Source organism: Pseudomonas putida, assembly GCF_030159595.1.
GTDB lineage: Bacteria > Pseudomonadota > Gammaproteobacteria > Pseudomonadales > Pseudomonadaceae > Aquipseudomonas > Aquipseudomonas putida_AC.
This window is the reverse complement of record NZ_BSKJ01000009.1, coordinates 127,825-141,332: the sequence shown is the minus strand read 5'-3', so window position 1 is coordinate 141,332 and position 13,508 is coordinate 127,825. Positions and strand designations below refer to the sequence as shown.

General features: G+C 61.3%; 13 protein-coding genes. 10 read left to right on the top strand and 3 right to left on the bottom strand.

All coding sequences use genetic code 11. The features are described from left to right. Positions 1 to 52 precede the first annotated feature (52 nt). A complete protein-coding gene (locus QQL85_RS20125; protein WP_284356493.1) occupies positions 53 to 1,981 on the top strand; it encodes an ATP-binding cassette domain-containing protein in 1,929 nt (642 codons plus the stop codon). A gap of 63 nt (positions 1,982 to 2,044) precedes the next feature. Here QQL85_RS20125 and QQL85_RS20120 read toward each other — a convergent pair whose 3' ends face one another. Beyond that, the gene (locus tag QQL85_RS20120) at positions 2,045 to 2,488 is read right to left on the bottom strand and encodes a universal stress protein (RefSeq protein WP_284356492.1); all 444 of its coding nucleotides are present in this window, start codon (positions 2,486 to 2,488) and stop codon (positions 2,045 to 2,047) included. Positions 2,489 to 2,598: 110 nt separating this feature from the next. Here QQL85_RS20120 and QQL85_RS20115 point away from each other — a divergent pair, with 110 nt between their 5' ends. From QQL85_RS20115 to QQL85_RS20085, 7 genes are all read left to right on the top strand, one after another. Further along, complete coding sequence (locus QQL85_RS20115) at positions 2,599 to 3,036, top strand: hypothetical protein (protein ID WP_284356491.1); 438 nt, start codon at positions 2,599 to 2,601, stop codon at positions 3,034 to 3,036. 530 nt (positions 3,037 to 3,566) lie between these two features. After that, entirely contained in the window at positions 3,567 to 5,714 is a 2,148-nt protein-coding gene (gene fadB / locus QQL85_RS20110; protein ID WP_284356490.1) for a fatty acid oxidation complex subunit alpha FadB, read from the top strand. Positions 5,715 to 5,745: 31 nt separating this feature from the next. Beyond that, entirely contained in the window at positions 5,746 to 6,921 is a 1,176-nt protein-coding gene (gene fadA, locus QQL85_RS20105) for an acetyl-CoA C-acyltransferase FadA (RefSeq protein WP_284356489.1), read from the top strand. Between the two features lie 76 nt (positions 6,922 to 6,997). Further along, positions 6,998 to 7,249 (top strand): DUF1653 domain-containing protein, encoded by a 252-nt coding sequence (locus QQL85_RS20100; protein WP_284356488.1) that lies wholly within the window; start codon positions 6,998 to 7,000, stop codon positions 7,247 to 7,249. A 100-nt stretch (positions 7,250 to 7,349) separates the two neighbouring features. After that, positions 7,350 to 9,959, top strand: a complete 2,610-nt coding sequence (topA, locus tag QQL85_RS20095; protein ID WP_284356487.1) for a type I DNA topoisomerase — start codon at positions 7,350 to 7,352, stop codon at positions 9,957 to 9,959. Between the two features lie 88 nt (positions 9,960 to 10,047). Further along, positions 10,048 to 10,563 carry a DUF6586 family protein gene (locus QQL85_RS20090; protein WP_284356486.1) on the top strand — a complete coding sequence of 172 codons (516 nt, stop codon included), beginning with the start codon at positions 10,048 to 10,050 and terminating at the stop codon, positions 10,561 to 10,563. Between the two features lie 50 nt (positions 10,564 to 10,613). Further along, on the top strand, positions 10,614 to 10,847 hold the full coding sequence (locus tag QQL85_RS20085) for a hypothetical protein (RefSeq protein WP_003248777.1): 234 nt from the start codon (positions 10,614 to 10,616) through the stop codon (positions 10,845 to 10,847). A gap of 50 nt (positions 10,848 to 10,897) precedes the next feature. Here QQL85_RS20085 and sulA read toward each other — a convergent pair whose 3' ends face one another. Both sulA and lexA read right to left on the bottom strand, forming a co-directional pair. Next, positions 10,898 to 11,374, bottom strand: a complete 477-nt coding sequence (gene sulA / locus QQL85_RS20080; protein WP_284356485.1) for an SOS-induced cell division inhibitor SulA — start codon at positions 11,372 to 11,374, stop codon at positions 10,898 to 10,900. A 13-nt stretch (positions 11,375 to 11,387) separates the two neighbouring features. Continuing rightward, complete coding sequence (gene lexA / locus QQL85_RS20075; protein ID WP_284356484.1) at positions 11,388 to 11,996, bottom strand: transcriptional repressor LexA; 609 nt, start codon at positions 11,994 to 11,996, stop codon at positions 11,388 to 11,390. A 215-nt stretch (positions 11,997 to 12,211) separates the two neighbouring features. Here lexA and QQL85_RS20070 point away from each other — a divergent pair, with 215 nt between their 5' ends. Together QQL85_RS20070 and QQL85_RS20065 are read left to right on the top strand one after the other, a co-directional pair. Then, entirely contained in the window at positions 12,212 to 12,925 is a 714-nt protein-coding gene (locus tag QQL85_RS20070) for a TetR/AcrR family transcriptional regulator (protein ID WP_284356483.1), read from the top strand. Between the two features lie 40 nt (positions 12,926 to 12,965). Next, positions 12,966 to 13,505, top strand: a complete 540-nt coding sequence (locus QQL85_RS20065) for a L,D-transpeptidase (RefSeq protein ID WP_284356482.1) — start codon at positions 12,966 to 12,968, stop codon at positions 13,503 to 13,505. Positions 13,506 to 13,508 lie beyond the last annotated feature (3 nt).

The window sequence follows — 13,508 nt, the reverse complement described above, 5'->3', positions numbered from 1 at the left end:
GCTGTCGAGGGCCAAGTCGGGTAGAATGCGCGCCCGATTTATGGAGACCAACATGACCCTGCTCAAATTCAGCGATGTGTCCCTCGCATTCGGCGCCATGCCGCTGCTGGACAAAGTGTCCTGGCAGATCGCTCGTGGTGAGCGGGTGTGCATCATCGGCCGCAACGGCACCGGCAAGTCAAGCATGCTGCGCCTGGTCAAGGGCGAGCAGAAGGGCGACGACGGCGAAGTCTGGCGTGCCCCGGGCCTGAAGATCGGCGAGCTGCCGCAAGAACTGCCGGTGGCCGACGAGCGCACGGTGTTCGATGTGGTGGCCGCTGGCCTGGACGGCGTAGGCGAGTTGCTGGCGCAGTTCCATCACCTGAGCATGAATATCCAGGGCGACGAAGACCTGGAAAAACTCATGCACGTCCAGCACGAGCTGGAAGTGCGTGATGGCTGGCGCCTGCAGCAAGTGGTAGAGAGCACCCTGAGCCGCTTGCAGTTGCCGGCCGACAAGACCCTGGCCGAACTGTCTGGTGGCTGGCGTCGCCGTGTACTGCTGGCCCAGGCGCTGGTGTCCGAGCCCGACCTGCTGCTGCTCGACGAACCGACCAACCACCTGGATATCGGTGCCATCGCCTGGCTGGAAGAGGCCCTGCGCGGTTTCAACGGCGCTGTGCTGTTCATCACCCACGACCGTTCCTTCCTGCAGAACCTGGCCACCCGCATCCTGGAACTGGACCGCGGCGGTCTGATCGACTGGAACGGCGACTACGCCAGCTTCCTGGTGCACAAGGAGGCCGCACTGGCCGCCGAAGAAACCGCCAACGCCTTGTTCGACAAGCGGCTGGCCCAGGAAGAAGTGTGGATTCGCCAAGGCATCAAAGCCCGCCGCACGCGTAACGAAGGCCGCGTACGTGCGCTGAAAGCCTTGCGCGTGGAACGTGGCGAGCGCCGCGAACGCCAGGGTAAGGCCAACATCCAGATCGAGTCGGCGGAAAAGTCCGGCAAACAGGTGATGGTGCTGGAAAACGTCAGCTTCCATCACGCTGACGGACCGATGCTGGTCAAGGATTTCTCCATGGTCCTGCAGCGCGAGGACCGTATCGGCCTGCTGGGCGCCAACGGTACCGGCAAGACCACTTTGCTCAAGTTGATGCTCGGCGACCTGGAGCCGACTTCGGGCAAGGTCGAGCGCGGCACCAAGCTGGAAGTGGCCTACTTCGACCAGATGCGTCACCAGCTCGAGCTGGAAAAAACCGTAATCGACAACTTGGCCGAAGGTCGTGACTTCATCGAGATCGACGGTCAGAACCGCCATGTGCTGAGCTACCTGGGCGACTTCCTGTTCAGCCCCCAGCGTGCGCGCACGCCGGTCAAGGCGCTGTCGGGTGGCGAGCGTGCGCGCCTGCTGCTGGCCAAGCTGTTCAGCAAACCGGCCAACCTGCTGGTGCTCGACGAGCCGACCAACGACCTGGATGTGGAAACCCTCGAGCTGCTCGAGGAGGTACTGTCCAACTACAAGGGCACCGTGCTGATGGTCAGCCACGACCGGGCCTTCCTCGACAACGTCGTCACCAGCACCCTGGTGTTCGAAGGCGAGGGCAAGGTGCGTGAGTATGTGGGTGGCTACGAGGACTGGATCCGCCAGGGCGGCTCGCCGAAGCTGCTGGGTGTCACCGAAAGCAAGGGCGGCAAGTCGGCGCTCAACAGCGCGGTGGTGGAGAAGGTCGAGGCCAAGCCTGCGCCAGTGGCTGCGCCGGTGGTGGAAGAAGCGCCGAAGAAGAAGCTCAGCTACAAGCTGCAGCGCGAGCTTGAGATGCTGCCAGGGCAGATCGACGAAGTTGAACAGCGTATGGCTGAGGCACAGGAAGAGGTGAATGCGGCGGGCTTCTACCAGCGGTCGATTGCTGAAACATCCGCAGTGCTGGCCAAGATCGAGAAGCTGCAGGGTGAGCTTGATGCGCTGGTAGAGCGCTGGGCAGAGCTGGAAGGCTGATCGGAGCTGGCCTGTTCCGGCCCTATCGCTGGCTTGCCGGCGATAGGGCCGGGACTGGTCAAATCATCCTTCCTTCTTCTGCAACCGCACTGCCAGCACATCACACGGCGCACCATGCAGCACGTCATTGGCCGTGGAGCCCAGCAGCAACGCCAGGCCATGGCGGCCATGGCTGCCGACCACGATCAGGTCGCACTTCTGGTCCTTGGCCAGCTGGTGGATTTCCTGGCGCGGTTGGCCGTAGGTCAGGTGCGAGTCGCCGCGATTGATGTCCGGGTACTTGTTGAACAGCCGGTCCATGCGCTCCTTGGCCTGGTCGAACTGTTGCTGTTGCAGTTGCGACAGGTCCATCGGCACATCACCGCCAAATGCCATGGCCATCGGCTCGACGATGTGCACCAGGGATACCTTGGCGCCTGACGGTTCGGCGAGCTTCATGGCACGCTTGATCACCGGGTCGCATTCTTCGGTCAGGTCGACGGCGACCAACAAATGTTCGTATTGCATGAGCGGTACTCCTGACAATCGCGATAGAAGAAGTATGGTCGCTTTCGGGCGGGTCTACCGTGAAAAATGGCTAACCAGCTCATTTGCAACGCTTTATGGGAACTACTGATATGACGGTATTGCTGGTGGTGTCAATCCTTGCGCTGATTCTCAGCCCGCTTTCCTGGCTGCGCAGCTCGCGCAAACAGAGCGAGCAGATGAAGCTGCGCCTGGAGGCGCGGCGCATGGGCCTGGCCATGCAGCTGGCGCCGCAGCAATGGCCGCACTGGCTGGAAAAGGAGCCCCCAAGCCCTTGCCCGCAGTACCACCGCGCCCGGCGGCGTGGGCATGTGGACAGCTTCAGCTTCTGGCAGGTCAGCCCGGGGGTGTGGTGGAACCAGTGGCGTGAGCCCTGTGAAGATCCACGCTTCATGGATGCCCTGGCGCGCTTGCCGGTGAGCGTCTACAAGGTCGAGGCCGATGCTCGGATGATCGCGCTGTACTGGACTGAGCGGGGCGATGCGGCTGTGTTGCAGGATGTTGCCTTCGTCCTCGAAACCCTGGCCTGAAATCTGCCCAGGCACACGCCCGTGGGTTGCGTGACGGTTGTAATGGCATTGAACGACAAAGCGGCGGCTTGGCAGAACCCTGAAGGGGTGGGGTGCCAAGTCGCCGCTTTGCGTTCTGCTGCGCAGAAAAGGCCAGGCAGGCCGGGTATTCACTCAAGCAAGTGCCAGTGTAGTCGCCTTGGGTTACCGCGCAAGCCAAAAGTCGCAGCATTATTTCATCGCGGGTAGTCAATCGCTGACATGAATGGGCGGCGATCACTGTCATCATGTTTTGTACCCGGACGATACAAAATGACTGGAAAGTCGCGTTTTCGCCGTGCTCGTGAGCATTTGACAACGTCGATCTTTTCGGAGAATGTGTGCACACCCAAATCAAACGGGCGTATGAATTGAGCGTTTGTATGTCATGACGCCAAGCCATACTTCCGACTCGCGCGCTGACGGGTGTGCCTGGGGCAGGGCAGCAAGGCCTGCTTCTGCTGCAGCGATCGGCGTGTACAGTTCAGCTTCCATATCGTGGAGATCAGTTGATGATTTACGAAGGTAAAGCCATCACGGTTAAGGCTCTTGAAAGTGGCATCGTCGAGCTCAAGTTCGACCTCAAGGGTGAGTCCGTCAACAAGTTCAACCGCCTGACCCTGAACGAGCTTCGCCAGGCCGTCGACGCCATCCAGGCCGACGCCTCGGTGAAGGGCGTGATCGTCAGCAGTGGCAAGGACGTGTTCATCGTCGGCGCCGACATCACCGAGTTCGTCGACAACTTCAAGCTGCCCGAGGCCGAACTGGTCGCCGGCAACCTGGAAGCCAACCGCATCTTCAACGCCTTCGAAGACCTCGACGTGCCGACCGTTGCCGCCATCAACGGCATCGCTCTGGGCGGTGGCCTGGAAATGTGCCTGGCCGCCGACTACCGGGTCATGTCCGCCAGCGCCAAGATCGGCCTGCCGGAGGTCAAACTGGGTATCTACCCGGGCTTCGGCGGCACCGTGCGCCTGCCGCGCCTGATCGGTTCGGACAACGCCATCGAGTGGATCGCCTCCGGCAAGGAAAACCGTGCCGAAGACGCCCTGAAAGTGGGTGCCGTCGACGCCGTGGTCGCGCCTGAGCTGCTGCTGGCCGGTGCCTTGGACCTGATCAAGCGCGCCATCAGCGGCGAGCTGGACTACAAGGCCAAGCGTCAGCCTAAGCTGGAAAAACTCAAGCTCAATGCCATCGAGCAGATGATGGCCTTCGAGACTGCCAAGGGCTTCGTTGCCGGCCAGGCCGGCCCGAACTACCCGGCCCCGGTCGAAGCCATCAAGAGCATCCAGAAAGCCGCCAACTTCGGCCGCGACAAGGCTCTGGAAGTCGAAGCCGCAGGCTTTGCCAAGCTGGCCAAGACCTCGGTTGCCGAAAGCCTCATCGGCTTGTTCCTGAACGATCAGGAACTCAAGCGCAAAGCCAAGGCGCATGACGAGATCGCCCACGACGTGAAGCAGGCTGCCGTGCTCGGCGCTGGCATCATGGGTGGCGGGATCGCTTACCAGTCGGCGGTCAAGGGCACCCCGATCCTGATGAAGGACATCCGCGAGGAAGCCATTCAGCTGGGCCTCAACGAGGCGTCCAAGTTGCTCGGCAACCGCGTCGACAAGGGCCGCCTGACCCCGGCCAAGATGGCCGAGGCACTCAACGCCATTCGCCCGACCCTGTCCTATGGCGATTTCGCCAATGTCGACATCGTCGTCGAAGCCGTGGTCGAAAACCCGAAAGTGAAGCAGGCCGTGCTGGCTGAAGTGGAAGGCCAGGTGAAGGACGATGCGATCCTCGCCTCCAACACCTCGACCATCTCTATCAACCTGCTGGCCAAGGCGCTCAAGCGCCCGGAAAACTTCGTCGGCATGCACTTCTTCAACCCGGTGCACATGATGCCGCTGGTGGAAGTGATCCGTGGTGAAAAGTCCAGTGAAGTGGCGGTCGCCACCACCGTGGCCTACGCCAAGAAGATGGGCAAGAACCCTATCGTGGTCAACGATTGCCCGGGCTTCCTGGTCAACCGTGTGCTGTTCCCGTACTTCGGCGGCTTCGCCAAGCTGGTCAGCGCCGGTGTCGACTTCGTGCGCATCGACAAGGTGATGGAGAAGTTCGGCTGGCCGATGGGCCCGGCGTACTTGATGGATGTGGTCGGCATCGATACCGGCCACCACGGCCGCGACGTGATGGCCGAAGGCTTCCCGGACCGCATGAAGGACGAGCGCCGCTCGGCCGTCGACGCGCTGTACGAGGCCAATCGCCTGGGCCAGAAGAACGGCAAGGGCTTTTATGCCTACGAAACCGACAAGCGTGGCAAGCCGAAGAAGGTTTTCGACGCCACCGTGCTGGACGTGCTCAAGCCTATCGTCTTCGAGCAGCGTGAAGTCACTGACGAAGACATCATCAACTGGATGATGGTGCCGCTGTGCCTGGAGACCGTGCGTTGCCTGGAAGACGGCATCGTCGAAACCGCCGCTGAAGCCGACATGGGCCTGGTCTACGGTATCGGTTTCCCTCCCTTCCGCGGTGGTGCGCTGCGCTACATCGACTCGATCGGTGTGGCCGAATTCGTTGCCCTGGCCGATCGGTACGCCGATCTGGGGCCGCTGTACCACCCGACTGCGAAGCTGCGTGAAATGGCCAAGAACGGCCAGCGCTTCTTCAACTGAGCGGTCAACGAGCTAGAGCGAGAGATTTGATATGAGCCTGAATCCAAGAGACGTGGTGATTGTCGACTTCGGTCGCACACCAATGGGCCGCTCCAAGGGTGGCATGCACCGCAATACCCGCGCCGAAGACATGTCGGCGCACCTGATCAGCAAGCTGCTGGAACGCAACAGCAAGGTCGACCCGAAAGAAGTCGAGGACGTGATCTGGGGCTGCGTCAACCAGACCCTGGAGCAGGGCTGGAACATCGCCCGCATGGCCTCGCTGATGACCCCGATCCCGCACACTTCTGCGGCACAGACTGTCAGCCGCCTGTGTGGCTCGTCGATGAGCGCGCTGCACACTGCCGCCCAGGCGATCATGACCGGCAACGGTGATGTGTTCGTGGTCGGCGGTGTGGAGCACATGGGTCACGTCAGCATGATGCACGGCGTCGACCCTAACCCGCACCTGTCCTTGCATGCCGCCAAGGCTTCCGGGATGATGGGCCTGACTGCGGAAATGCTCGGCAAGATGCACGGCATCACCCGTGAGCAGCAGGACCTGTTCGGCCTGCGTTCGCACCAGTTGGCTCACAAGGCCACGGTCGAAGGCAAGTTCAAGGACGAGATCATCCCGATGCAGGGCTATGACGAGAACGGCTTCCTGAAGGTGTTCGATTTCGACGAAACCATTCGCCCGGAAACCACCCTCGAAGGCCTGGCGTCGCTGAAGCCAGCGTTCAATCCGAAAGGCGGTACGGTCACGGCCGGTACCTCGTCGCAGATTACCGATGGCGCTTCGTGCATGATCGTCATGTCCGGCCAGCGCGCCATGGACCTGGGTATCCAGCCATTGGCGGTGATCCGCTCGATGGCGGTGGCCGGTGTCGACCCGGCGATCATGGGCTATGGTCCGGTGCCGTCGACCCAGAAAGCCCTCAAGCGTGCCGGTCTGACCATGGCCGACATCGACTTCATCGAGCTCAATGAAGCCTTTGCTGCGCAGGCCTTGCCAGTGCTTAAAGATTTGAAAGTGCTCGACAAGATGGATGAGAAGGTTAACCTGCACGGCGGCGCCATTGCCTTGGGCCACCCGTTCGGTTGCTCCGGGGCACGTATTTCCGGCACCCTGCTCAACGTCATGAAGCAGAATGGCGGTACCCTGGGGGTGGCGACCATGTGCGTCGGCCTCGGCCAAGGTATCACGACTGTCTTCGAACGCGTCTGATCGCGTAGCGGGACAGCAGCCGGGGCCTTGTGCCCCGGTTTTTGTTTTTCAGGTTTTATTCAAGAGGGTGGGCAACATGCAGATACAACCAGGCGTATACCGGCATTACAAAGGGCCTGAGTACCGTGTCTTCAGCGTTGCGCGGCACTCCGAGAGCGAAGAGTGGATGGTGTTCTACCAGTGCCTGTATGGTGATTACAGCTTCTGGGTGCGGCCTCTTTCGATGTTCCAGGAGTCTGTCGAGGTTGACGGCGAGCAAGTGCCACGCTTTGCTTTGGTCAAGGCCGAAGAGGGGCTGCCTGGGTTGCTGGGCAAGTCGCCCGCGTGATCGTTCGAACTTGACCTCACACTTTTGCCACTATATATAGCGGTGCCGCGTCTGGCACCTGACGCGTTTTTTATCTTCAGATTCAGGAATACTCCGATCCATGGGCAAATCGCTGGTCATTGTGGAATCCCCGGCCAAGGCCAAGACCATCAACAAGTACCTGGGCAACCAGTACGTGGTGAAGTCGAGTATCGGCCATATCCGAGACCTCCCCACCAGCGGTTCGGCCAGCGCAAGCAAAGAGCCGGCCGCCAAGCGTGGCAAGGCCGCGGGTGAGGCACCTGCCCTTTCGCCGAAAGAAAAGGCTCGCCGCCAACTGGTGGCACGCATGGGCGTCGACCCGGATCACGGCTGGAAGGCCAAGTACGAGATCCTGCCTGGCAAGGAAAAGGTGATCGAAGAGCTGCGCCGCCTGGCCAAGGATGCCGACACCATCTACCTCGCAACCGACTTGGACCGCGAAGGGGAAGCCATTGCCTGGCACCTGCGCGAAGCCATCGGTGGTGACGACACCCGCTACAAGCGCGTGGTGTTCAACGAAATTACCAAGAAGGCCATCCAGGAGGCCTTCTCGCAGCCGGGCGAGCTGGATATCGACCGGGTAAACGCCCAGCAGGCGCGACGTTTCCTCGACCGTGTGGTGGGCTACATGGTTTCGCCGCTGCTGTGGGCCAAGATTGCGCGTGGCCTGTCTGCCGGCCGTGTTCAGTCGGTGGCGGTAAAGCTGGTGGTGGAGCGCGAGCGCGAAATCCGGGCATTCATCCCGGAAGAATACTGGGAGATCCACGCCGACCTCGGTACCGCCAAGAACGCCAAGGTGCGTTTCGAGGTGGCGCGTGAGAAGGGCGAGGCCTTCAAGCCGCTGAACGAGGCCCAGGCGATGGCTGCGCTGGAGAAGCTCAAAGCTTCCAGCTACAGCGTGGTCAAACGCGAAGACCGCCCGACCAGCAGCAAACCGTCGGCACCGTTCATTACCTCCACCCTGCAGCAGGCGGCCAGTAACCGCCTGGGCTTCGGGGTGAAGAAAACCATGATGATGGCCCAGCGCTTGTACGAAGCCGGCTACATCACCTACATGCGTACCGACTCGACCAACCTGTCGGCCGACGCCCTGGACATGGCGCGCAGCTACATCGAGCGCGAGTTCGGCAAGCAGTACCTGCCGGATGCGCCGCTGGTGTACGGCAGCAAGGAAGGCGCCCAGGAAGCGCACGAAGCGATTCGTCCTTCCGACGTGAATACCCACCCGACCAAGCTCAGCGGTATGGAGCGTGACGCCGAGCGCCTGTACGAGCTGATCTGGCGCCAGTTCCTGGCCTGCCAGATGCCGCCGGCGCAGTACCTGTCCACCAGCGTCACCGTGGCTGCAGGCGACTTCGAGCTGCGTGCCAAAGGCCGTATCCTCAAGTTCGACGGTTATACCCGCGTACTGCCGCAACAGAGCAAGCCGGGCGAAGACGATGTACTGCCGGAAATGGTCCAGGGCGAAGCGCTGAAGCTGATCCAGATCGACCCGAGCCAGCACTTCACCAAGCCACCGGCGCGCTTCACCGAAGCCAGCCTGGTCAAGGAAATGGAAAAGCGCGGCATTGGTCGCCCGTCGACCTATGCGGCGATCATCTCGACCATCCAGGACCGTGGTTATGTGACCTTGCATAACCGCCGCTTCTATTCCGAGAAGATGGGCGACATCGTTACCGAGCGCCTGTCGGAAAGCTTCTCCAACCTGATGGACTACGGCTTTACCGCCGACATGGAAGAGAACCTCGACGACGTAGCTCAGGGCGAGCGTGACTGGAAGAACGTGCTCGACGAGTTCTACGGCGACTTCAGCAAGAAGCTGCAGACTGCCGAGTCCAGCGAAGACGGCATGCGCGCCAACCAGCCGACCATGACCAACATTCCGTGCAAGGAATGTGGCCGGCCGATGATGATCCGCACCGCTTCCACGGGTGTTTTCCTGGGTTGCTCGGGTTACAGCCTGCCGCCAAAAGAGCGCTGCAAGGCCACCGTCAACCTGGTGCCGGGTGACGAGATTGCCGCTGATGACGAGGGTGAATCGGAATCCCGCGTGCTGCTGGGTAAACACCGCTGCCCGATCTGTGCCACGGCGATGGACGCCTACCTGCTGGATGAGAAGCACAAGCTGCACATCTGCGGTAACAACCCCGATTGCGTTGGCTACGAGATCGAGGAGGGCAGCTACCGCATCAAGGGTTACGAAGGGCCGAGCCTGGAGTGCGACAAGTGCGGCAGCGAGATGCAGTTGAAGACCGGCCGTTTCGGCAAGTTCTTCGGTTGCACCAACGCAACGTGCAAGAACACCCGCAAGCTGCTCAAGAGTGGCGAGGCGGCGCCACCGAAGATGGACAAGGTGGACATGCCAGAGCTCAAGTGCGAGAAGGTCGACGACACTTATGTACTGCGTGACGGCGCTTCGGGGTTGTTCCTGGCTGCCAGTCAGTTCCCGAAAAATCGCGAAACCCGTGCGCCGTTGGTGCTGGAAATCGTGCCGCACAAGCATGAGATCGACCCGAAGTATCACTTCCTGTGCGAAGCGCCGCAGAAAGACCCGGAAGGCCGGCCGGCGGTAATCCGTTACAGCCGCAAGACCAAGGAGCAGTATGTGCAGTCCGAGGTTGACGGCAAGCCGACTGGTTGGAAGGCGTTCTACGACGGGAATGCGTGGAAGGTTGAAGACAAGCGCTGATTCTTCAGTGCAGTAATTGGGGCCGCTTTGCGGCCCCAATCATTTATGATGCATTTACTCGCCTTGCAGCCTTAGGGAGGCCACTGAAATGGCCCAGGAACTGTATACCCGCACCAATCAGAAACTGTTCTTTGCCGGCCTCGCGCTGGAGTCCATGGCCAAGGCTGAACAAAGCCAGGCCATGAACGCTCAGGGTCTTGTGCAGGCCGAGCGCGAGTCGGCGCTGTTCCACCTGTACGGCGCGCTGCTGGGCTTGTGCCATGAAATCGGTGGTTTCTATCGCTTGCCGGTTGTGGCAACGGTTGAGCTAGCGCTGGCCGACGACGCGCTGAATGGTATCGCCATTCCGGAAGTGGCTGAGCTGTTGGAAATCGCCCGTCAGCGCGAAACCTGGCTGGCGCAAATGCTCGGTGCTTATGCCGATTTGTTCCGACCACCGGTCGCCAGGAAAGCGCCAAAAACCGACGTCACCCAGCCTTTGATCCAGGCCGTCAATCTCGATGAGCCCGAGCATCCTGCGCTGTCCCGCGCCGAGCTGGAAAGCTGGCGCAACAACCTCAAGGGCTTGGTGAGACGTTTCCGCGACGCGTTGAGTGAGTGCTGATAACCGCTACGGCTGATACAATGTTGGCCTTTCGCGGAGAACTGCCATTTATGTCTACGTCGTTTCTGGAAATTGTCGAGTTGCCTGATGGCCGCATCGAACTGCGTCGCGCCGAGGATGAGGGCTCTCTGGTAACCTTGGATTTCTCGGAAGACGCCAAGGTGTTCCTGCAGGGCCAGCATGTGGAAGTGGCCAAGGCCATGCTCAGTGTGGGCGTGCAAATGGCCGGTCGCCTGATGGATGGCGAGCTCGAGCGTGATGAAGGGCCACGCGTGCTGCACTGAGGGCGCAGCAGCGTATCAGGCTTTTTGAAGTGACAGGCAAAGCCTGAACATCAGCCGAGGCGGATGTTCAGGCTTTGTGCGTTTCCGGCACTGGCCGCGCGTAGCAATTGTTGGCGTGCAGTGGCATTGACGCTACCCAGCCAGCTCACCACGGTGTGGCTGAGGCCCAGGCGCAATGCTTCGCAGGCCAGTTGCAGCGGGCTTTGATTGCCGCGAGGTTGCAGCAGCAGAATGCGTTCACGGTTGAGCCCGGCATCGCGCAACCAGGCTTGGGTCAGGCTGGAAGGTGGGGCGATCAGGGTCAGCCAGCGGGCCTCGTCCTCTTCGCTCAGCTCGCGCAGTACTGGTGCCAGCAGGCTTTGGCAGTGCCCAGGGGCACCGCGCAGCGACAGTTCGCTGAACAGCTCGGGTTGGCTGCTCTTGCGCGCCAGCTCACTGGCTTTCAGGCCTGGCAGTACGGGCTGGGCGAGGAATGCTTCGAACAGGGGCAACTGGGCTTGCTCGGGTGCGTGAATGAACTGCTGCATGACGCCTCCTGGATCAGCGGCGAATGACGCCGACGCTCAAGCCCTCGATCACCAGTTCCTGTTCTTTCAGGTCGACTTCGATGGGGGCGAATTCGGGGTTTTCGGCAAGCAACCAGACCTTGTTGCCTTCACGCTTGAAGCGTTTGACGGTCACTTCATCGCCGATGCGGGCCACCACGATCTGACCGTTACGGGCTTCGCGGCAAGTGTGCACGGCCAGCAGGTCGCCGTCGAAAATGCCGACGTCCTTCATGCTCATGCCGTGTACGCGCAGCAAATAGTCGGCCTGGGGGTGGAAGAAAGCAGGGCTGATGTTGCAGGATTGCTCGATGTGCTGTTCGGCGAGGATCGGAGCACCGGCAGCAACCCGGCCGATGATCGGCAGGCCGCTTTCTTCGACCTTGGCTTCCAGGCCGGGGATGCGGATACCGCGGGAGGCGCCCGGAGTCATTTCGATCGCGCCCTTGCGGGCGAGGGCCTTGAGGTGCTCCTCGGCGGCGTTGGGCGATTTGAAGCCCAGCTCCTGAGCGATCTCGGCGCGCGTCGGCGGGAAGCCGTTGTCTTCCAGGCAGCGTTTGATGAACGCGAGAATTTCGGCTTGGCGTGGCGTCAGTTTCAACATGGTGAGCGCTCTGTCTTTTTGTACAGTGACTGGGATTATATACAGTACTGGATGCGCTGCAAGCCAAAAGGCGCAATAAACAGCAGAGGTGGCGCTTGCAGCTGGCCGTCTGGCGCTTTTAAATGGCGACCGCCCGGTCACCGAGCCTTGACAGAAGCAGGTCTGAAACGTATGTTTCAAACACCTGTTTGTCTGGCGGAGTACCCGGAGTAGTCATGGCCCAATCGGAAACCGTTGAACGCATTCTCGATGCTGCCGAGCAGCTGTTCGCGGAAAGGGGGTTCGCTGAAACCTCGTTGCGGCTGATTACCAGCAAGGCCGGGGTCAACCTGGCGGCCGTCAACTATCACTTCGGCTCCAAGAAGGCACTGATCCAGGCGGTGTTCTCGCGCTTCCTCGGCCCGTTTTGCGCCAGCCTCGAGCGTGAACTGGAGCGGCGTCAGGCCAAGCCTGAACAAAAGCCCAGCCTTGAAGAGCTGCTGGAAATGCTGGTGGAGCAGGCGCTGGCTGTGCAGCCACGCAGCAACAATGACCTGTCGATCTTCATGCGCCTGCTGGGCCTGGCTTTCAGCCAGAGCCAGGGCCACCTGAGGCGCTATCTGGAGGACATGTACGGCAAGGTGTTCCGCCGCTACATGCTGCTGGTCAACGAGGCCGCGCCACGTATTCCGCCGCTGGAGCTGTTCTGGCGCGTGCACTTCATGCTTGGCGCCGCTGCCTTCAGCATGTCCGGTATCAAGGCCCTGCGCGCGATTGCCGAGACCGACTTTGGTATCAATACCTCGATCGAGCAGGTGATGCGGCTGATGGTGCCGTTCCTGGCCGCTGGCATGCGTGCCGACAGTGGTGTCACCGACGACGCCATGGCCGCCGCCCAGCTGCGCCCGCGTAGCAAGACCAGCGCCAGCGCTACCACCGCGAAAGCCTGAAGGCTGGGCGGGGCAGGGCGCTTCGGCTAAGCTAGCGCCCATGCCCGACCTCGATCTGTTGCACATTTCCCTTGCCGATCAATACCTGTACGGTTTCGCCCGTGGCCAGTTGCGTGTGCGCCTGCCAATATCCACGGCGCGCAACGGTGCCGGCGAGCGCAAGGGCTCGGGGTGCACACCGTGTGGCTTGCATCAGGTGCGGGCAAAGATTGGTGCAGGCCTGCCGCTGAATGCGGTATTGGTCGGGCGGCGCTGGACGGGCGAGGTGTGGTCGCCGGAACTGCACGCGCAACACCCAGAGCGCGACTGGATCCTCACCCGCCTCCTCTGGCTCAGCGGCTGCGAACCTGGCGTCAACCGCCTGGGCGCGGTCGACACGTTCCGCCGCTTTATCTACCTGCACGGCACTCCGGATACGGAACCCATGGGCGTAGCGTTGTCCCATGGCTGCATACGCCTGCGTAATACCGACTTGCTAAGCCTGTTCGAGCGGGTGCCGGCCCATTGCCCGGTGCGCATCGAACAAGCCGCCTGCCCCCAGTGGGCCTCTATTCAGTCTTCAATGAAGGATTACCCATGACCG

Bases quoted from the DNA above. Each gene is read 5' to 3' on its own strand.
- QQL85_RS20125 (WP_284356493.1), top strand. From the start codon at position 53: ATGACCCTGCTCAAATTCAGCGATGTGTCCCTCGCATTCGGCGCCATG.
- QQL85_RS20120 (WP_284356492.1), bottom strand. From the start codon at position 2,488: ATGCAATACGAACATTTGTTGGTCGCCGTCGACCTGACCGAAGAATGC.
- QQL85_RS20115 (WP_284356491.1), top strand. From the start codon at position 2,599: ATGACGGTATTGCTGGTGGTGTCAATCCTTGCGCTGATTCTCAGCCCG.
- fadB (WP_284356490.1), top strand. From the start codon at position 3,567: ATGATTTACGAAGGTAAAGCCATCACGGTTAAGGCTCTTGAAAGTGGC.
- fadA (WP_284356489.1), top strand. From the start codon at position 5,746: ATGAGCCTGAATCCAAGAGACGTGGTGATTGTCGACTTCGGTCGCACA.
- QQL85_RS20100 (WP_284356488.1), top strand. From the start codon at position 6,998: ATGCAGATACAACCAGGCGTATACCGGCATTACAAAGGGCCTGAGTAC.
- topA (WP_284356487.1), top strand. From the start codon at position 7,350: ATGGGCAAATCGCTGGTCATTGTGGAATCCCCGGCCAAGGCCAAGACC.
- QQL85_RS20090 (WP_284356486.1), top strand. From the start codon at position 10,048: ATGGCCCAGGAACTGTATACCCGCACCAATCAGAAACTGTTCTTTGCC.
- QQL85_RS20085 (WP_003248777.1), top strand. From the start codon at position 10,614: ATGTCTACGTCGTTTCTGGAAATTGTCGAGTTGCCTGATGGCCGCATC.
- sulA (WP_284356485.1), bottom strand. From the start codon at position 11,374: ATGCAGCAGTTCATTCACGCACCCGAGCAAGCCCAGTTGCCCCTGTTC.
- lexA (WP_284356484.1), bottom strand. From the start codon at position 11,996: ATGTTGAAACTGACGCCACGCCAAGCCGAAATTCTCGCGTTCATCAAA.
- QQL85_RS20070 (WP_284356483.1), top strand. From the start codon at position 12,212: ATGGCCCAATCGGAAACCGTTGAACGCATTCTCGATGCTGCCGAGCAG.
- QQL85_RS20065 (WP_284356482.1), top strand. From the start codon at position 12,966: ATGCCCGACCTCGATCTGTTGCACATTTCCCTTGCCGATCAATACCTG.